Genomic DNA, 18,170 nt, shown 5'->3' with positions numbered 1-18,170 from the left:
TCCTCACGACAAGATATATTCGACGTTTTCTGGACTGATGCCGTTGAGGCTAAATGAGACTCTATGAAATGAAAAACCCACGCAATTGCGTGGGTTTTAAAGTTTTTTGCGATTCCTATGAGATTCAGCGAAACCTCATGAGACAACAAAGCTTATTTAGACGTTGAACAGGAAGTTCATTACGTCGCCATCTTTGACGATGTAATCTTTACCTTCTGCACGCATCTTACCGGCTTCTTTTGCGCCTTGCTCACCCTTGTAGGTGATGAAGTCTTCAAATGCGATGGTCTGCGCGCGGATAAAGCCTTTCTCGAAGTCGGTGTGGATTTTACCGGCAGCCTGCGGGGCGGTTGCGCCAACAGGGATGGTCCACGCGCGGACTTCTTTTACGCCAGCGGTGAAGTAGGTCTGCAGGTTCAGCAGCTCGTAACCGGCGCGGATCACGCGGTTCAGACCGGGTTCTTCAATGCCCAGCTCAGCCATAAATTCTTCACGATCGGCATCGTCAAGTTCGGCGATATCGGATTCAACTGCCGCACACACGGCAACCACCACAGAACCTTCAGCTGCCGCGATTTCACGCACTTTATCGAGGTACGGGTTGTTCTCAAAACCGTCTTCGTTAACGTTAGCGATATACATGGTTGGCTTCAGGGTCAGGAAGCTCAGGTATTTGATGGCAGCTTTGTCTTCGTCCGTCAGGTTGGTCAGTGAACGCAGCATCCCGGCATTTTCCAAATGCGGCAGGCATTTTTCCAGCGCGGCCAGCTCGGCTTTAGCGTCTTTGTCGCCGCCTTTGGCTTTTTTCTGCACGCGGTGAATCGCGCGTTCGCAGGTATCCAGGTCAGACAGTGCCAACTCGGTATTAATGACGTCGATATCGTCAGCCGGATCCACTTTGTTATTAACGTGAATGATATTGTCGTTTTCAAAGCAGCGTACCACGTGACCGATCGCTTCGGTTTCGCGGATGTTGGTCAGGAACTGGTTACCCAGACCTTCACCTTTGGATGCGCCTTTTACCAGACCGGCAATGTCGACGAATTCCATAGTAGTCGGGAGAATACGCTGCGGCTTGACGATCTCAGCCAACTGGTCCAGACGCGGATCGGGCATCGGTACAACGCCAGTGTTCGGCTCAATAGTACAGAACGGGAAGTTAGCCGCTTCAATACCCGCTTTGGTGAGCGCGTTGAACAGGGTGGATTTGCCTACGTTTGGCAAACCGACGATACCGCATTTGAATCCCATGTTTAAATCACCTTAATCTTTTGATATTCAACCTGTTATGGAAAACAGATTGTAGAAAAGTAAATAACTTTGCCTATTATACACAGCACGCGGGAAAAATGCCGCACATCACTGCTTATTGTGCTTTAAAGGTATGTAACCGGCTGGTTGCCTTGGTCAGGCCATCTTTGAACAATATCTCTGTACAACGCGCCGCTTCGTCGATGGCTTCATCAATTAACTTTTGTTCTGAAACAGGCGGTTTGCCTAAAACAAAGCCGACAACTTTGTTTTTATCGCCGGGATGACCAATTCCAACGCGTAAGCGATGAAAGTTCGGGTTATTGCCCAACTTGCTGATGATGTCTTTCAGGCCATTATGCCCGCCGTGGCCGCCGCCGAGCTTAAACTTGGCAACGCCGGGGGGCAAATCTAATTCGTCGTGGGCGACCAAAATCTCATCAGGATTGATCCGGTAAAAGCTGGCCATCGCGCTGACTGCTTTGCCGCTCAGATTCATAAATGTGGTTGGCACCAGCAGACGGACATCTTCACCCTCGAGCGTCACTCTGGAGGTGTAACCGAAGAATTTCGGCTCATCGCGCAGGGGGGCGCGTAATCTCTCTGCCAGCAAATCGACGTACCATGCGCCGGCATTGTGTCGCGTAGCCGCATATTCAGCGCCGGGATTCGCCAGACCGACAATCAATTTAATCGTCACGTATTTTGTCCTGAGTGTGTCCATAACCGGCGTGTAGTTTACTGTCTGGCGGCGCGCTTGACAAAAAACTGCGTGCGTACCGGCAAAAAATGAATAATTACCTCGCTGGACTATTAGAAAATGAGTGTGTTCAGTGGGTTATTTGTAAAGTTTTGTTGCATGAGTGTTTGTAATTGTGATCACAGGCGCACTTGCGAGCGGCAGTGTTGTCTATACTTTACACATAAGGATTAGGGGTATTCTCTGTAGCAACCCAAAGTTCCGGAGGTGACACATGAAACGCAAAAACGCTTCGTTACTCGGTAACGTGCTCATGGCTTTAGGGTTGGTGGTGATGGTTGTCGGTGTGGGCTATTCAATCTTAAATCAGCTGCCGCAATTTAACCTGCCACAATTTTTTGCACACGGTGCCGTGCTCAGTATTTTTGTTGGCGGCGTGCTCTGGCTGGCGGGGGCTCGCGTCGGCGGTCACGAACAAATCAGCGACCGCTACTGGTGGGTTCGCCATTACGACAAACGCTGTCGTCGTAATAATAGCCAACGCCATAGCTAAACCGTGACATTGTCTGCAGACCAGCCAGCCTTACGCTGACTGGTTTTCAGTTCGTCTTGCTTTTGCGCGAGCGGGACTGAATTCGCAGTAATAGTGCTAATAATGCCACAACCACCGCCAGATACCCCATCACGTACATTCCCTGATGTTTTCTTGACGCCAGCTGCGGATCGGCAACCCATGCCAGAAACGCGGTGACATCGCGCGCGTACTGTTGCTCGGTTTGTGGCAGATGAGACTGCGTGGACCAGGTAATCTCACCATCTGCCAGCGGCTTTGGCATATTGATTATCCCACCAGGAAAATACCGGTTTGCCTTCATCTCAGGATCGTCGGGTAAATAACCCGTTAGCAGCGCATAAATATAATCCGCACCGCTGTCAGTGTAGGGAATAAACGCATCGAGGATAAACTGCGGAAACCCGCGATCGTAGCTTCGTGCCCGCACGATATAGCTGAGATCCACCGGCAGTGCGCCATTGTTGAGGTATTTGGCTTCCTGATCGTTCAGATAAGGGGAGGCGAAGACATCGTTCAGATTGCCGTCACGTTCACCCGGTTGTCCGTCGTCCTCAACCGTTGCAAACAGATAGCCGCTGGCCAGTGCTTTGGCTTCTGCTTGCGTGAGTTGCGGCCCGCCAGGTTGGGTCAGCTCTTTGAAGGTGAGATATTTCATACCGTGGCAGGCCCGGCATTTTTCTTCGTAAACCTGTAAACCACGACGTAACTGTTCAGTGTCGTGAGCGCCGTTCACGCCGCTAAATACCCACGGCTGCGGGGGCGGAAGCGGCGCGCAATACCCATGACTGAAGAGTGACGCCAGGCTCAGGGCTGCAAAGGTTAACCATCGTCCCATCATGTCAGTCCTGTTTTTCCAGTAAGCGTCGACACGGCATCACAAGCAGAAACCATGCGAAATAGATAAGCGTTGAAAGCTGAGACGCGGCACGGATCCAGCCGTCATCGTTACTCAATCCGTCCAGCAGGTCGGGGCCGACCAGTGCTTTTGAACCCAGCCAGCCTAAAAAGAACACATTGCCGACCCAGATCCAGAAACCGAGTTTGATCCATTTGCTGTAATGGCGAAACCGTGCGCGGGAGGTATCCAGCCAGGGTAACAAATAGAAGATCAGCACCGATGCGCACATGGCGGCAATGCCCGCCAGCTCATTGGGAAAACAGCGCAAAATGGAGAAGAAGGGCAGAAAATACCACTCGGGCGCGACAACGGCGGGCGTGACCGTCGGGTCGGCGGGGATAAAGTTATCGGCACTGCTGAGGTAGTGCGGCGCAAAAAATAAGAACCACGCAAACAGCATTAAAAACAGTGTCAGCTTGAGGGCATCGCGTTCGGTGACGCGAAAATCAAACAGCAGACGTTGCGACTCTCGGGCGGTGAACGTTTTTTTCATCGCGTGGGCGAACGCTGACTGGACGGTACGCACATGCCATATCGTCATCGCAACAATGGCGAAGGGGATAATAAAGTGAAGCACATAAAAACGGCCTAACATCGGCGTGCCGGGCGCATACCCGCCGACCAAAAAGGTGTACAGCGTATCGCCAACGAACGGTATTGCGCGGGCGAAGCTGGTGATGACCGTGGCGGCCCAATAGCTTTTTTGCCCCCAAATCAGGCTATAGCCGAGAAATGCGGTGATCATCAGGAGCACATACAGCGTTACGCTGATGGCCCACATCTTCAGATACGGTTTGCGGTACACGTTGTAATACATCGCGCGAAAGATATGCAGGTAGCAGGCGAAGAAAAAAAGCGAGGCGCCAATGGCGTGCAGATTACGCACCAGCTCCCCGTGCCTGACCGCACGCATAATATGCACAATGGAATCAAACGCGGAATCTGCCGTGGGCACATAAAACATTGCCAGCACGATGCCGGAGAGAATTTGCACGCCCAGCATGACCAGCAAGATGATGCCGACGGCAAAGATCCACACGCCGGTAATGGAGCGGGGGAACGGAAGGCGAAATTGCACATGACGCTGGGGTGCTGTCGGGGACGTTGCGTTCATGTCAGGCCTCTTTTGTGCCAAGGCGTACACTCAGACCATCGGCGGCCAGGGCATAGTCGGGGATCGCCAAATTTGCCGTGGCCGGACCCCGCGTCACGCGCCCGGAGGTGTCAAACTCTGAGCCGTGACACGGACAAATCCAGCCCTGACCGCTGGGGTTGGCGTTAGGCACGCATCCGGCATGCGGGCAGTAACCCTGAACGATCAGCCACTGCGGATGCGCCGCCGTGACCCGCTCGCTGTCTGCCTGCGGGTCGAGCAACAGTCGGGTGTCGGCCTGCTGCGCCGCCGTGATCTCGTCTGGCGTACGGTGGCGAATCAGGATCAGTTTCCCCTGCCAGATTCGTTTCACCGTCTGACCAGCCGCTACTCCCGCAAGAGAGACATCCACCGGCTCATTTTCTGCCACGGTTTTATCGTCCGGCCCCAGCGCCGAAATGAGTGGCCAGACGGCTGCGGTCACCCCCGCAGCGCCGACAAATTTTGTCAACTTACACAGGCAATCGCGTCGCTGGGTGTGGATTGCCTCACTGTCCGTTTTTTTATTCACCGCCGTCTCCTCTATTCATTGCGCTGTCAGGGTTTCTCAATGCGGGTATAAATGTCCTGAAAGCGTTTATCGGCAAGGCCGGGGGCTTTAAACGCGCGGTAGCTGTCGGGTAAAACGGCGTCGCCGACTTTGATCAGCATAATCATCCCCTGCGCATAGTGCGGTGAGCATTTGATGCCGTAGAAGCCTGCTGTGTCGTATTTGATTTCAATCTCCTCATCGATTTTGCCGATGAAACCGGGGTACCCGGCAGGAGACAGCTCGGCAATTGAGGCCGCATTGTGGCTTTTGTGCTTGCGAACAAACTTCACGCTATCGCCCGGCTGGATCGCCAGAAAATCCGGCTCGTAGACCATCGGTCCGCCGGTACCGCGGTTTTTCATCAGCACTTCATACGTTTGTGCGAACGCCGTCGAGGTGAACGCGCACAGGCACAGGATGAGTAAACGTTGTTTAATACATTTCATTGCGGTTCCTTGTGATATTTACGCTGGCCGTTGGTAGCGAATAAAGCAGCTCGCCTCATCAGCAGCTCGTTCGACAATCGCATCGATGCCAAACCAGTTGTTAAGATTTTCTCGGGTGAAGACAGCTGCAGGGCAGCCTTGCATGATCAGTCGTCCCGCTGTCATCACCATGATGCGATCGCAAAACATCGCGGCATGATTCAGATCGTGCAGGGCGGCAATCACGGTCAGTTTTTCGCGTTTAACCAGGTTAAGCAGGCCAATTTGATGCTGGATGTCGAGATGATTGGTTGGCTCATCCATCAGCAATACCTGCGGCTGTTGTGCCAGCGCCCGGGCAATATGCAGGCGCTGGCGTTCGCCGCCGGAGAAGGTATGCCAGCAGCGATGCTGGACGTTTTGCAGGGAGACTTTCTCCAGCATCGTCTGCACGATAACGTCGTCGGTCCGTGACCACGGCGACAGCAGACTTAACCACGGCGTGCGGCCAAGGGACACGGCCTGGATGGCGGTCAGACGCTCGCTGGTTTCCGCCTGCTGCTCAACCAGGGCGACCTTTTGCGCCAGATGGCGGCGTGAGTAGCGGCGAATATCTTTGCGGTTAAGCGAAACGCTACCGCTGGAGGGCTTGAGTAAACCGGCCAGCAGGGAAATGAGCGACGTTTTCCCCGAACCGTTGGGGCCGATAATGCCCACAAACTCGCCGGGTGCGACCTGAAAAGAGACATCATTGACGATGGCCTTGCCTTTCACCTCCCAGTGCAGATGTTGAGCGCAGACCACATCGTTGGCGGTATTTACCGCGCGTAGCGGCGTGGTAAAACGTGGGTTAACCGTCATTTGCTCGGGTTCCCTCGGATCAAAATAATCGAAAATGCGGGCGCGCCAACCAGCGCAGTGATCACCCCAATAGGCAGTACTTGCCCTGGTAGTAAGGTGCGTGAAATGACGTCCGCGACAATAAGAAAAATGGCACCAATCAGGGCGCTGACGGGCAGCAAGCGGTGATGCTGATTACCCACCAGTAAACGCGCAGCGTGAGGGATAACCAGTCCAACAAAGCCAATGGCCCCGACAATCGACACCATAATGGCGGTCATCCCCGTCACCGCGGTAATCAGTACGCCGCGAGTGCGTTTAACCGGGATGCCCAGCGAGGCCGCTGACTCGGCGCCAAATGAAAATGCGTCCAGATGGCGGGCGTAGCAAAAGCAGACGATGATGCCGACCAGCGCGGTCGGGATGGCCAGTACCACATCGGGCCAGCGTACGCCGCTCAGATTGCCGAGCAGCCAGAACATAATGCCGCGTGCCTGTTCGGCATTGGCCGAACGGGTAATGATGAGCGAGGTAATGGCATTGAACAGCTGCGAGCTGGCGATCCCGGCGAGAATAATTTGCGTGGTGGCGGACCCGTTTTTACCCCTTGCGGCCACGGCCAGCAGTGCGACAAACAGAAATGCCGTCAGCGCGCCGATAAACGCCCCGAGCGACATGCTGATAATCCCCGCACCCAACCCGGTCAGCGCGATCAGCACCGCTCCCGTCGATGCCCCTGCCGAGATCCCCAGCAGATAAGGTTCGGCCAGCGCATTACGCAGTAGTGATTGCAGCACCACGCCGGAAACGGCCAGACAGGCACCGCAGCAGGCAGAGACAAGCGCACGGGTCAGGCGGTAGTTCCAGATGATCCCAGCATCCAGCGCGTCTACCGGATATTGGCTGCCAAACAGGTGGTTTGCCAGCGTGTGGGTGACATGCTGCCACGGGATAAACGTCTCACCGATGGAGATCCCCGCCAGCAGCACCCCGCACATCACTACGCTGACCCACAGGCTGTGCAGCAGCGTTCGCTGGGTAAACTGACTCATCGCCCGACGCGTCCTGCGTAATTCGCTCATTGTTGATGGCTTTCCTGAGTGCGAAAGCGCGTGATGCCCGTGCATGACATCACGCGCGACGAGGATTAATGAGTGGCCTGCGGGTGTGCCAGACCGTATTGCACCAGCGCATCGGCGAGTTTTTCCAGCCCGTCAAGGGTTCTGATGCCCGCATTCATGGTCTGGACATCAATCACCGGCAGGTGGTTGTCTTTCACCGCCGGGATAAGACGGGTAACCGGGTCAGACTTGAGGTATTCCATTTTGACTTTCCAGTCATCCGCCGGGAAACGGCGACGGCCCATCTCGCCGAGAACAATCACCGATGGACTGGCTTTGGCAATGGTTTCCCAGCCGACAGTCGGCCACTCTTCCGCGGAATCAATGACATTTTTTACCCCAAGGGTTTGTGCGATCCACGCGGCGGGGCCAAATTTACCGGCAACATACGGATCAAGCTGCAGATCGGCGCTGGAGAACCAGAAGACGGCAGAAACGTTATTCTCCATGCCGGTGATCTTCGTTTTGGCTGCGGCCTCGCGGGCTTTGAGGCTGGCTATCAGCTCATCGCCCTTGTCCTGCACATCGAAGATTTTGGCCAGATCGGCAACTTCCTGGTAGACCATGGCGATATCAAACATGCCTTTACGCACACCATCGCCGCCGTCTTCATTGTCTTTTGCACAATCGGCAGGGGCGGTATAAACCGGAACGTTGAGTTCACTGAATTGTTCATAAGAGGCAACCGTCCCCGCGGGGCCAATCTGCCATTCAAACTGGCTGGCAACCAGGTCTGGTTTTTTGGCGATAATGCCTTCAAAACTGGGTATGTTTTGCGCGATGACTGCAATCTTGTCATTCGCCGCTTTGTACTGTTCAGGAACCGGGCCAAACCACAGCGATGTGCCTACAACGCGATCGGCCAGACCCAAAGAATAGAGGATTTCAGTGCTGTTCTGACCCACTGTGGTCACGCGATGCGGGGCTTTATTAAAGGTAATATCTCGACCACAGTTTTTGATAGTCAGCGGATATTGCGTCTTTGCTGCCGTCGCCATATTACTGGTCAGGAAGAGTGCCGCGCCGGTCAGCGCCAGAAGTGAATATTTGCAATAAGCAGAGGTAAAAACAGAATACATTATCATTGTCCCGTTGATGCCAGCGCTTCAGCGTCTGGTCATTATTTATTTCGCGGGACAGGCGCATGACGATAGATGACATTTCATCATGACATTCAGGCAAAATAATATGAAAATAAAACATATTGTTGCCAGTTTGATCAGGAATCAATTTTGTTCATTCGTCAAATAAATCACCCCATGGACCATCCCGTCCACTCAATGTATAAAACCATGACAGTAGGTCTCCTGGCTTACGGTAATCAGAATATCGGCCTTCCCATAAAAATATTTTACAGTGACCTGTAGTGAATCATCACTACACAGAGATATTCAGCATCCGCTTACAGTTGCGGGGGCAGCTATGGCATAAGAGAGAAATCATCCGCACCATATTCCGTTTCAAAAGCATGACTGCGCTTTGAAATACTGTCGGAGCGGACTGTATCGGTATGCTAATATTGCGTCAACCGCTGTAATAAGTAGGTAGTATTTAATTGTCATTTTTAATTCCTTTTAAATCATGTGGTTAATCTTTAATGGTTCATTGTGATGTGCCGAAGATAATAAATATTTGGTAAATTAAATGAGAATTATTTGATGTTGATCAATTAACGATGTGGCGTTGAAAAAGAATAAAATGAATAGCGAGAAATACACGCTTATTAAATAATCTGCGCCACATCACATTTTTCAATGTGTTTTTCCATATGGACAATTTGTTGCTCGCCACCTTCATCAAGGAACATGTTAAAGAGATTGTTGCACCAAAACTGATAGCCGCCGGGTAAAAAATGATGGGTATGCAAGTAGAGCGTTTTATATTGCTGACGCTGACAATATGCTTCTGCCAGCGTCATAAGTTGGCGGCCTATACCTCGACGGCGGTGTTCCTGTTCCACGTAACAGCGGCAAATTTCTGCGGTGTTGGCTAAATCATAGCGCCCGCGCAATGCCATGATTCTGTCATCGTACTGACACACTGCCAGCGTAGCGATAAGTTGCTGGTGTGCATCCCACGCGCCGAGCAGTAGATTTCGGGGGTGGTGCAGGTAGTGTGAACGTAAATCTAATATGTCTTCGTCAGGACGTGGAGTGGGCCTGTTAGCCTGAAAATAGAGATTTAAATGACGGATAATAAATGACTGAACGGCGGGAATATCCGACTCGGTAATTTCGCGAAAGGTATACGTAGCATTAGGGTTCATTGTTGTGGGTATTATCAGGAGTAGGGGAAATGATAATAGCAACTCAGCGGGGATTGCAGAAGTGAAGAGTGACCGACAAGCAAAGCCTGCCGGCCATCACTAAACGTTAAATATCAGCCAGTGCGGCGTCACGGTTCGGGAAGAACGCCAGACGGCCGGGGATGGGTTGGATACCCGCACGCGCCATGGTGCGTAGCGGTTGGAACTCCAGATTACTGATACGTAATTCACAGCCTTCCGGCAGTCGTTTAACAAAACGCTGGAAGGCGTCCAGACCACCGGCATCCAGTACCGGGACGGCATCCCACTTCAGTACCACGATGCGCTTGCCTGTAATACGCGTTTCGAGATCGGTAAACAATCCCTCCGCTGCGGCAAAGAACAGCGGGCCAATCACGCGCAGCACCAGCACATCGTCCGGTACGTCTACGTTAACCGGTGCCAGGCGCGTCATGCGCGCAATGCGGCGCATAAACAGCAGCGAGGCAAGGACGATACCGACGCTGATGGCGATTACCATATCGAACAGTACGGTCAGCGACATACACATCAGCATCACGATGATGTCGTCTTTCGGTGCGTGACGCAGCAGATCCACCACTTTATGGGCTTCACTCATGTTCCACGCCACCATCAGCAGCAGGGCCGCCATGGCGGAAAGTGGCAGCCAGGAAAGCCACGGAGCTAACACCAGCAGGGCGAGGATCACCAGAATCGCGTGGATCACCGCAGAAATGGGCGAGGTGGCCCCGGCGCGAACGTTAGCCGCAGAGCGGGCAATTGCGGCGGTGGCGGTGATGCCGCCAAAGAATGGCGCGACGATATTCCCCAGCCCTTGACCCACCAGCTCGCTGTTGGCTTTGTGCTTGGTGCCGGTCATCCCGTCGAGCACCACAGCGCACAGCAGGGATTCAATCGCGCCGAGCATCGCCATCGAGAAGGCTGCCGGTAACAGCGCCCGTAATGAACTCCAGCTTAGCGTAAAGTCTGACCCCGGCATATCCCACGGCAACACCAGCTGTGGTAGCAGTTGCGGGATACCGTTGCCCTGCGAACCATCCGCCAGAATGTAGTGGAACTGAGAACCGATGGTCGCGACATGGCCACCTGTCAGGTTAACGATGCCCATTACCGCACAACCGGCCAGCAGCGCCGGAAGATGACCAGGCAGGCGGATCCCCAGACGCGGCCAGAAAATCAGGATCCCCAGCGTGACCACGCCAATGGCGGCATCACCAAGGTTAATGGTCGGCAGGGCCATAAACAACGCACCCACTTTTTGCAGGTAGTGTTCCGGGACGTGTGCCATCTGCAGACCGAGAAAATCTTTAATCTGCATGGTACCGATGGTGATACCGATACCTGAGGTAAAGCCTAAGGTAACGGAGACCGGGATATATTCGATCAATCGGCCAAATCGGGCGAGGCCGAAAAGGATCAGGAAGATCCCGGACATCAGCGTAGCCACCAGCAGACCTGCCAGCCCGAACTGCTGCGACACCGGATATAAAATCACCACGAAGGCGGCGGTAGGACCGGAGACGCTAAAACGTGAACCACCGGTAAGGGCGATAACAATCCCGGCAACGGCTGAGGTATACAGGCCGTATTGTGGCGCAACGCCGCTGCCAATTGCCAACGCCATTGCCAGCGGGATAGCAATAATGCCCACGGTTATCCCGGCGATCAGATCACGGGTAAAGCGCGAGGCGGTATATTTTTCTTTCCAACAAGCGTCGATGAGGGCGCGGAAAGGCATCACATGTGAGGAAAATAGTCTGTTCACAATAATGTTTCATCCATGAGCGCATCATCTATCTAGAAAATGATAGTTGAAGTTGGCATAAATCATACAAATAAATAAAACGGATAAAAAAACCCGCCGCAGCGGGTTTTTGAGCCGGGCTCGATTAATGCTCGAACATAGCAGAGATGGATTCTTCGTTGCTGATACGACGAATCGCTTCGGCCAGCATACCCGACAGGGTCAACGTACGCACGTTCGGCAGTGCTTTGATTTCGTCGGTCAGTGGAATGGTGTCACAAACCACGACTTCATCAATCACCGAGTTGCGCAGGTTGTTTGCCGCATTGCCTGAGAAGATCGGGTGAGTTGCGTAAGCAAATACGCGTTTGGCACCACGTTCTTTCAGCGCTTCTGCTGCTTTGCACAGCGTACCGCCGGTATCGATCATGTCATCAACCAGGACGCAGTCACGACCTGCAACGTCACCAATAATGTGCATCACCTGAGAAACGTTCGCACGCGGGCGACGTTTGTCGATGATAGCCATATCGGTATCGTTCAGCAGCTTAGCGATAGCGCGGGCACGCACGACGCCACCGATGTCCGGAGAAACCACAATCGGGTTGTCCAGGTTCAGCTGCAGCATGTCTTCTAACAGAATTGGGCTACCGAATACGTTATCAACCGGTACGTCAAAGAAGCCCTGGATCTGTTCAGCATGCAGGTCAACGGTGAGGACGCGGTCAACGCCAACGCTTGACAGGAAGTCAGCGACGACTTTTGCGGTAATCGGTACACGAGCGGAACGTACGCGACGATCCTGGCGTGCATAGCCGAAGTAAGGAATAACGGCGGTGATACGGCCTGCGGAAGCACGGCGCAGAGCATCGACCATAACGACCAATTCCATCAGGTTGTCGTTAGTAGGGGCACAAGTGGACTGGATGATGAAAATATCACCACCGCGTACATTTTCATTAATTTGTACGCTGACTTCGCCGTCGCTAAAGCGACCTACAGCGGCGTCGCCGAGTGAAGTGTACAGGCGGTTGGCAATACGTTGTGCTAGTTCCGGGGTGGCGTTACCAGCAAAAAGCTTCATATCAGGCACGAGAAGAACCTCAGGCATGCGTCCATTGGTGGAAAGAATCTGCCGAAAACTGTGCGGGCCAGGCAGTATCCTCTCCAGGCGGTGTATTAAAGAGCGCGATGCAACGTCTGGAACGGGGTGACGTTGTCACCGCAACTCAGCTTGCCCGGCTTACTCGTTATCTCTCGCGTTTCATGTGCGCTGGCATCAATTCCTCACACCAGTCACATACTTTTGTATGCTCCTGGCGATTCGTCATCTCGCCATCTTCCTGAAACCCGAATGATTTAGAGTAACGCTCTGTGCAATGGGGAGAGGTTGACACCTTTCGCCACAAAGCCTTCGAGCCATTCCGGGGCTTGCTCAAGCACCTGGCGAGCACGAGACTCTGTATCAAATTCAGCAAAGACACAGGCCCCTGTACCAGTCAGGCGCGACGGCGCATATTCTAACAGCCAAGAAAGCACTGCATCAACCTCGCGAAAACGTTTTCTTGCGATAACCTCGCAATCATTGCCGAATTCACATTTTAGTAACGTTTCTATTGACCTTTTTGGCGTGTTGCGCGGGAGTTCCGGGTCTTTAAAAATCACCGGCGTCGGAATACTGACGCCAGGATGAGCAACCAGGTACCATTTTTCCGGTGGATTGACCGGCGTGAGAATTTCTCCCACCCCCTCGGCGAAGGCCGCGTGTCCGCGTACAAATACCGGCACGTCGGCACCCAGAGTTAATCCGATGGTTGCCAGTTCATCGACGGACAGCCCGCACTGCCAGAGGTGGTTCAGCGCCACCAGAACCGTTGCGGCATTCGAGGAGCCTCCGCCCAGACCCCCGCCCATTGGCAGGCGCTTATCAATGCTGATGGCCGCGCCGCGCCCGGCGGGCAAGCGTCCACTTTCTGCGGCAGTTTTCATCAGCAAACGCGCGGCGCGCACGATCAGGTTATCTTCATGCTCCACACCCGCAACCGGGGTGAGTAGATGAATGTCGCCGTCATCGCGCACCTCAATGCGGATATCATCGCCGTAATCGAGAAACTGAAACAGCGTCTGCAGCGTGTGATAACCATCCGCACGCTGTCCGGTGATGTATAAAAACAGATTCAGTTTTGCCGGAGAGGGCCAATGGGTCATCATTTCACGATCCAGTTATCCATTTTCAGCTTAATGCGCTGGTCGCCGTCGGACAGTTCCATGTTAGCGGGCATCGCTGGCTGCGTTTTGCTGTCGTAGGCGCTGTACACCACTTTCCAGCGCTTACCGTTCTGGCTGTAGTTGACTTCGCTCAGACGGTACTGCGTGTCAAGTTTGTAATCGGTGGCATCGCCCGGCAGACCGAGGATCCACTGACGCAGGCTATTGAGCGGAATCGGCATCCCGGTCAGTTTGCCAATCATTTCTTCGGCATCATCGGCGGTATAATGCTTGCCTTTATTATCGACAAGCTCGACGTTGCCCGGCTGGGCTTTCAGTTCCAGTTCGGTACTGCCCAGCGGATTGGTCAGCAGCAGACGATAGTTATCCTGACCGGTTTGCTGCCAGAAGAAGCGGGCATAGACCTTCTGCTGTTCGGAAATGTAGGCAAACGCGCCGCGCGTCTGATACTGGTGCAGCGCACGCACTTCCTGCTGGTGCTGACGCCACTGCGGGGAGTCCGGGCTTTTGCCAGGACCTTTCGGCGCATTGAGTGTACAGGCGGTGAGGACCAGGCTTGCCAGCGGCAGCAGGCGGATCAGGCGAAAATCAGGCAGGGTCATAATGATGACAAATCCTTGAGATACGTTGCAGTTATAGTTCTTAATGCTAGCGCCGCCATCTGACCTCGTCTACGTTCACGTTATCTTAAATCACTAAAATTTGTGCACTAAGCTATTACTCCAAAAGGGGGCAGTCTCTTTTATTGGCCGCACGCATCCTGTATGATGCCCGCAGTCTAACCTTATCAACGCTGGTACTATTCCCGCACACATGACCCTTTTAGCGCTTGGTATTAACCATAAAACGGCACCTGTATCGCTGCGAGAACGCGTAACGTTTTCGCCGGATACGCTCGATCAGGCGCTGGACAGCCTGCTTGCGCAGCCAATGGTGCAAGGCGGGGTAGTGCTGTCGACGTGTAACCGCACGGAGCTGTATCTCAGCGTCGAAGAGCAGGATAACCTGCAAGAGGCGCTGATCCGTTGGCTGTGCGAATACCATAATCTGAATGAAGAAGAACTGCGCAGCAGCCTTTACTGGCATCAGGACAACGACGCCGTCAGCCATCTGATGCGGGTTGCCAGCGGCCTGGATTCGCTGGTACTCGGCGAGCCACAAATTCTCGGCCAGGTGAAAAAAGCCTTTGCGGATTCGCAAAAAGGCCACCTGAACGCCAGTGCGCTGGAGCGCATGTTCCAGAAATCGTTCTCCGTCGCCAAACGTGTCCGCACCGAAACCGACATCGGCGCCAGTGCCGTGTCCGTTGCTTTTGCGGCCTGTACGCTGGCGCGACAAATCTTTGAATCGCTGTCCACGGTAACCGTACTGCTGGTTGGCGCAGGTGAGACCATCGAACTGGTGGCGCGTCATCTACGCGAACACAAAGTGAAGAAGATGATCATCGCCAACCGTACGCGTGAACGTGCGCAGGTGCTGGCAGACGAAGTCGGCGCTGAGGTGATCTCATTGAGTGATATCGACGCACGTTTACAGGACGCCGATATCATTATCAGTTCTACCGCCAGCCCGCTGCCGATTATCGGTAAAGGGATGGTGGAGCGCGCGCTGAAAAACCGCCGCAATCAGCCGATGCTGCTGGTCGATATCGCCGTACCGCGCGATGTTGAGCCGGAGGTCGGCAAACTGTCGAACGCTTACTTGTACAGCGTTGACGACCTGCAAAGCATCATTTCGCATAATCTGGCGCAGCGTAAAGCGGCGGCGGTGGAAGCCGAAACGATCGTCGAGCAGGAAACCAGCGAATTTATGGCCTGGCTCCGCGCCCAAAGCGCGAGTGACACCATCCGCGAATATCGCAGTCAGTCAGAACAAGTGCGTGATGAACTGACCGCCAAAGCGTTGGCTGCTCTTCAACAGGGCGGTGATGCGCAAGCCATTATGCAAGATCTGGCCTGGAAACTGACTAACCGCCTGATCCATGCACCAACCAAATCTCTTCAACAGGCTGCCCGTGACGGGGATAGTGAACGCCTGAATATTCTGCGCAACAGCCTCGGGCTGGAGTAGCAGCACACCAATCTTATTTTTTACAGGGTGCATTTACGCCTATGAAGCCTTCTATCGTTGCCAAACTGGAAGCCCTGCATGAACGCCATGAAGAAGTTCAGGCGCTGCTCGGCGATGCGGGAACCATCGCAGACCAGGATCGCTTTCGTGCGCTGTCGCGCGAATATGCCCAGTTAAGCGATGTTTCTCGCTGTTTCACGGACTGGCAACAGGTTCAGGATGATATCGAAACAGCACAGATGATGCTCGACGATCCTGAAATGCGTGAGATGGCGCAGGATGAACTGCGCGAAGCAAAAGAAAAATGTGAACAGCTGGAACAGCATCTGCAAGTGCTACTGCTGCCGAAAGATCCGGATGACGAACGTAATGCGTTTCTTGAAGTGCGTGCCGGAACCGGCGGCGATGAAGCGGCGCTGTTTGCAGGCGATCTGTTCCGTATGTACAGCCGTTACGCTGAATCCCGCCGCTGGCGCGTGGAGATCATGAGCGCCAACGAAGGTGAACACGGTGGCTATAAAGAAATTATTGCCAAAGTGAGCGGCGATGGCGTGTATGGTCGACTGAAGTTTGAGTCCGGCGGTCATCGCGTACAGCGCGTTCCGGCCACCGAATCTCAGGGGCGTATCCATACCTCTGCCTGTACGGTCGCGGTAATGCCTGAGCTGCCGGAAGCGGAACTGCCGGACATCAATCCGGCTGACCTGCGCATTGATACCTTCCGTTCATCGGGGGCCGGTGGTCAGCACGTTAACACCACCGACTCTGCTATTCGTATTACCCACTTACCGACCGGTATTGTGGTTGAATGTCAGGACGAACGTTCACAGCACAAAAACAAAGCTAAAGCGATGTCGGTGCTGGGTTCACGTATTCGTGCCGCCGAAGTGGCGCGACGCCAGCAGGCGGAAGCCTCCGAGCGCCGCAACCTGTTAGGCAGCGGCGATCGCAGCGATCGTAACCGTACCTATAACTTCCCACAGGGTCGCGTAACCGATCACCGCATCAACCTGACGCTCTACCGTCTGGACGAAGCGATGGAAGGGAAACTGGATATGCTCATTGAGCCAATTGTCCAGGAATACCAGGCCGACCAGCTGGCGGCGTTGTCCGAGCAGGATTAATGGATTATCAGCACTGGTTGCGTGAAGCAATAGCCCAATTACAGGACAGCGAAAGCCCGCGCCGCGACGCCGAGATCTTACTCGAGACCGTTACCGGCAAAGGGCGTACCTTTATTCTGGCGTTTGGTGAAACGGTATTAACCGTGGCACAGCAGGAACAGCTGAACGCGCTGGTGGCGCGTCGTCAACGGGGAGAGCCGGTGGCGCACTTAACCGGCGTTCGCGAGTTCTGGTCGCTGCCGCTGTTCGTGTCACCGGCGACGCTTATTCCACGTCCGGACACCGAATGCTTAGTCGAGCAGGCGCTGGCACGCCTGCCTGCCTCTGCGTGCCGCATTGTGGATTTGGGGACCGGTACGGGCGCTATTGCGCTGGCGCTGGCTTCCGAGCGCCCGGACTGCGACGTGACGGCGGTTGATCGGATGCCGGACGCCGTGGCGCTGGCGACCCGCAATACGCAGCATCTGGGCATCAACAATGTGCGCGTGCTGCAAAGCGACTGGTTCAGCGCTTTACAGGGGCAGCAGTTCGACATGATCGTCAGTAACCCACCGTACATTGATGAGCAGGACCCGCATCTGGCACAAGGCGATGTACGTTTTGAGCCGCTGACCGCGCTGGTGGCGGGCGATCATGGCCTGGCGGATATTGTGCATATTATCGAACAGTCTAAACACATGTTAACCCCTGGCGGTTATTTGCTACTGGAACACGGCTGGCAGCAGGGGCAGGCGGTGCGTGACGCGTTTACGCGCAGTGGATACCAGGCGGTCGAAACCTGTCGTGATTACGGCGGCAACGAGCGCATTACGCTCGGGCGCCTCGCTGCATGACCACCTTCAGCCTGTTGCTCGGCGTTCATCTTATTAGCATTGCGCTGTCCGTGGGGCTGCTCACGCTGCGTTTTTGGTGGCGTTACACGCAAGCACGCCTTGCGTCAGCGCGCTGGACGCGGATTGCTCCGCCGGTCATTGATACCGTTTTGTTACTCAGCGGCGTAGCGTTGATCGCTAAAACGCACATCCTGCCATTCACCGAACAGGGGACATGGCTGACTGAAAAGCTGTTTGGGGTTATCATTTACATCGTTTTGGGTTTTATTGCGCTCGATTATCGTCGGGCGCGCAGCCAGCAGGCGCGTTTAATCGCCTTTCCGCTGGCGCTGGTGGTGCTGTACATCATCATTAAACTCGCCACCACAAAAATACCGTTACTGGGGTAA

19 protein-coding genes and 1 riboswitch are annotated in these 18,170 nt (G+C 54.2%); of the genes, 5 read left to right on the top strand and 14 right to left on the bottom strand.

Annotation, left to right across the window (positions count from 1 at the left end; all coding sequences use genetic code 11):
• Positions 1-156: 156 nt before the first annotated feature.
• Complete coding sequence (gene ychF / locus FDX22_RS06945; RefSeq protein ID WP_096756754.1) at positions 157-1,251, bottom strand: redox-regulated ATPase YchF; 1,095 nt, start codon at positions 1,249-1,251, stop codon at positions 157-159.
• A gap of 115 nt (positions 1,252-1,366) precedes the next feature.
• The gene (pth, locus tag FDX22_RS06940; protein ID WP_046275292.1) at positions 1,367-1,951 is read right to left on the bottom strand and encodes an aminoacyl-tRNA hydrolase; all 585 of its coding nucleotides are present in this window, start codon (positions 1,949-1,951) and stop codon (positions 1,367-1,369) included.
• Between the two features lie 274 nt (positions 1,952-2,225).
• On the opposite strand from pth, the gene ychH reads away from it, so the two are divergent.
• On the top strand, positions 2,226-2,504 hold the full coding sequence (ychH, locus tag FDX22_RS06935) for a stress-induced protein YchH (RefSeq protein ID WP_045443721.1): 279 nt from the start codon (positions 2,226-2,228) through the stop codon (positions 2,502-2,504).
• Positions 2,505-2,550: 46 nt separating this feature from the next.
• Here ychH and FDX22_RS06930 read toward each other — a convergent pair whose 3' ends face one another.
• The 12 genes from FDX22_RS06930 to lolB form a co-directional block, all read right to left on the bottom strand.
• Positions 2,551-3,360: a cytochrome c1 gene (locus tag FDX22_RS06930; protein ID WP_146717039.1), complete on the bottom strand. Its 810-nt coding sequence runs from the start codon at positions 3,358-3,360 to the stop codon at positions 2,551-2,553.
• A gap of 4 nt (positions 3,361-3,364) precedes the next feature.
• Positions 3,365-4,537 (bottom strand): cytochrome b N-terminal domain-containing protein, encoded by a 1,173-nt coding sequence (locus tag FDX22_RS06925; RefSeq protein WP_146716913.1) that lies wholly within the window; start codon positions 4,535-4,537, stop codon positions 3,365-3,367.
• A gap of 1 nt (position 4,538) precedes the next feature.
• Positions 4,539-5,087: a ubiquinol-cytochrome c reductase iron-sulfur subunit gene (gene petA / locus FDX22_RS06920; RefSeq protein ID WP_117342914.1), complete on the bottom strand. Its 549-nt coding sequence runs from the start codon at positions 5,085-5,087 to the stop codon at positions 4,539-4,541.
• 26 nt (positions 5,088-5,113) lie between these two features.
• Entirely contained in the window at positions 5,114-5,554 is a 441-nt protein-coding gene (locus tag FDX22_RS06915) for a pseudoazurin (protein ID WP_135911901.1), read from the bottom strand.
• An 18-nt stretch (positions 5,555-5,572) separates the two neighbouring features.
• Positions 5,573-6,394, bottom strand: coding sequence for an ABC transporter ATP-binding protein (locus tag FDX22_RS06910; RefSeq protein WP_146716912.1), 822 nt, complete (start codon positions 6,392-6,394; stop codon positions 5,573-5,575).
• Positions 6,391-7,455: an iron ABC transporter permease gene (locus FDX22_RS06905; protein ID WP_115258282.1), complete on the bottom strand. Its 1,065-nt coding sequence runs from the start codon at positions 7,453-7,455 to the stop codon at positions 6,391-6,393. The genes FDX22_RS06910 and FDX22_RS06905 overlap by 4 nt, the downstream gene beginning before the upstream one ends.
• Positions 7,456-7,520: 65 nt before the next feature.
• Positions 7,521-8,573: an ABC transporter substrate-binding protein gene (locus FDX22_RS06900; RefSeq protein WP_137361825.1), complete on the bottom strand. Its 1,053-nt coding sequence runs from the start codon at positions 8,571-8,573 to the stop codon at positions 7,521-7,523.
• A gap of 200 nt (positions 8,574-8,773) precedes the next feature.
• Positions 8,774-9,001, bottom strand: a riboswitch (cobalamin riboswitch).
• Positions 9,002-9,217: 216 nt separating this feature from the next.
• On the bottom strand, positions 9,218-9,760 hold the full coding sequence (locus FDX22_RS06895) for a GNAT family N-acetyltransferase (protein ID WP_146716911.1): 543 nt from the start codon (positions 9,758-9,760) through the stop codon (positions 9,218-9,220).
• A gap of 106 nt (positions 9,761-9,866) precedes the next feature.
• Entirely contained in the window at positions 9,867-11,546 is a 1,680-nt protein-coding gene (gene dauA, locus FDX22_RS06890) for a C4-dicarboxylic acid transporter DauA (RefSeq protein ID WP_146716910.1), read from the bottom strand.
• Positions 11,547-11,670: 124 nt separating this feature from the next.
• Entirely contained in the window at positions 11,671-12,618 is a 948-nt protein-coding gene (gene prs, locus FDX22_RS06885) for a ribose-phosphate diphosphokinase (protein ID WP_001518537.1), read from the bottom strand.
• A 266-nt stretch (positions 12,619-12,884) separates the two neighbouring features.
• Positions 12,885-13,736, bottom strand: a complete 852-nt coding sequence (ispE, locus tag FDX22_RS06880; RefSeq protein ID WP_135911905.1) for a 4-(cytidine 5'-diphospho)-2-C-methyl-D-erythritol kinase — start codon at positions 13,734-13,736, stop codon at positions 12,885-12,887.
• Positions 13,733-14,356, bottom strand: coding sequence for a lipoprotein insertase outer membrane protein LolB (lolB, locus tag FDX22_RS06875; protein WP_096756764.1), 624 nt, complete (start codon positions 14,354-14,356; stop codon positions 13,733-13,735). Before lolB ends, ispE begins: the two co-directional genes overlap by 4 nt.
• A 211-nt stretch (positions 14,357-14,567) precedes the next feature.
• Between lolB and hemA the strand changes: the two genes are divergently transcribed.
• Genes hemA through sirB2 form a run of 4 tightly spaced genes read left to right on the top strand, consistent with a single transcriptional unit; the run spans position 14,568 to position 18,170 of the window.
• On the top strand, positions 14,568-15,824 hold the full coding sequence (hemA, locus tag FDX22_RS06870) for a glutamyl-tRNA reductase (RefSeq protein ID WP_096756765.1): 1,257 nt from the start codon (positions 14,568-14,570) through the stop codon (positions 15,822-15,824).
• Positions 15,825-15,865: 41 nt separating this feature from the next.
• A complete protein-coding gene (gene prfA, locus FDX22_RS06865; RefSeq protein WP_115258288.1) occupies positions 15,866-16,948 on the top strand; it encodes a peptide chain release factor 1 in 1,083 nt (360 codons plus the stop codon).
• A complete protein-coding gene (prmC, locus tag FDX22_RS06860) occupies positions 16,948-17,781 on the top strand; it encodes a peptide chain release factor N(5)-glutamine methyltransferase (RefSeq protein ID WP_146716909.1) in 834 nt (277 codons plus the stop codon). The genes prfA and prmC overlap by 1 nt, the downstream gene beginning before the upstream one ends.
• Positions 17,778-18,170 (top strand): invasion regulator SirB2, encoded by a 393-nt coding sequence (gene sirB2, locus FDX22_RS06855; RefSeq protein ID WP_096756768.1) that lies wholly within the window; start codon positions 17,778-17,780, stop codon positions 18,168-18,170. Before prmC ends, sirB2 begins: the two co-directional genes overlap by 4 nt.

This window comes from Citrobacter sp. TBCS-14, from assembly GCF_005280805.1.
Classification (GTDB): domain Bacteria; phylum Pseudomonadota; class Gammaproteobacteria; order Enterobacterales; family Enterobacteriaceae; genus Citrobacter; species Citrobacter gillenii.
Note: the sequence above shows the minus strand (reverse complement) of the source record. Positions and strands in the feature narration are given on the sequence as shown.

Bases quoted from the DNA above. Each gene is read 5' to 3' on its own strand.
- prfA (WP_115258288.1), top strand. From the start codon at position 15,866: ATGAAGCCTTCTATCGTTGCCAAACTGGAAGCCCTGCATGAACGCCAT.
- ychF (WP_096756754.1), bottom strand. From the start codon at position 1,251: ATGGGATTCAAATGCGGTATCGTCGGTTTGCCAAACGTAGGCAAATCC.
- FDX22_RS06915 (WP_135911901.1), bottom strand. From the start codon at position 5,554: ATGAAATGTATTAAACAACGTTTACTCATCCTGTGCCTGTGCGCGTTC.
- FDX22_RS06910 (WP_146716912.1), bottom strand. From the start codon at position 6,394: ATGACGGTTAACCCACGTTTTACCACGCCGCTACGCGCGGTAAATACC.
- ychH (WP_045443721.1), top strand. From the start codon at position 2,226: ATGAAACGCAAAAACGCTTCGTTACTCGGTAACGTGCTCATGGCTTTA.
- sirB2 (WP_096756768.1), top strand. From the start codon at position 17,778: ATGACCACCTTCAGCCTGTTGCTCGGCGTTCATCTTATTAGCATTGCG.
- prmC (WP_146716909.1), top strand. From the start codon at position 16,948: ATGGATTATCAGCACTGGTTGCGTGAAGCAATAGCCCAATTACAGGAC.
- lolB (WP_096756764.1), bottom strand. From the start codon at position 14,356: ATGACCCTGCCTGATTTTCGCCTGATCCGCCTGCTGCCGCTGGCAAGC.
- FDX22_RS06895 (WP_146716911.1), bottom strand. From the start codon at position 9,760: ATGAACCCTAATGCTACGTATACCTTTCGCGAAATTACCGAGTCGGAT.
- hemA (WP_096756765.1), top strand. From the start codon at position 14,568: ATGACCCTTTTAGCGCTTGGTATTAACCATAAAACGGCACCTGTATCG.
- FDX22_RS06925 (WP_146716913.1), bottom strand. From the start codon at position 4,537: ATGAACGCAACGTCCCCGACAGCACCCCAGCGTCATGTGCAATTTCGC.
- FDX22_RS06930 (WP_146717039.1), bottom strand. From the start codon at position 3,360: ATGGGACGATGGTTAACCTTTGCAGCCCTGAGCCTGGCGTCACTCTTC.
- ispE (WP_135911905.1), bottom strand. From the start codon at position 13,736: ATGATGACCCATTGGCCCTCTCCGGCAAAACTGAATCTGTTTTTATAC.
- FDX22_RS06900 (WP_137361825.1), bottom strand. From the start codon at position 8,573: ATGTATTCTGTTTTTACCTCTGCTTATTGCAAATATTCACTTCTGGCG.
- FDX22_RS06905 (WP_115258282.1), bottom strand. From the start codon at position 7,455: ATGAGCGAATTACGCAGGACGCGTCGGGCGATGAGTCAGTTTACCCAG.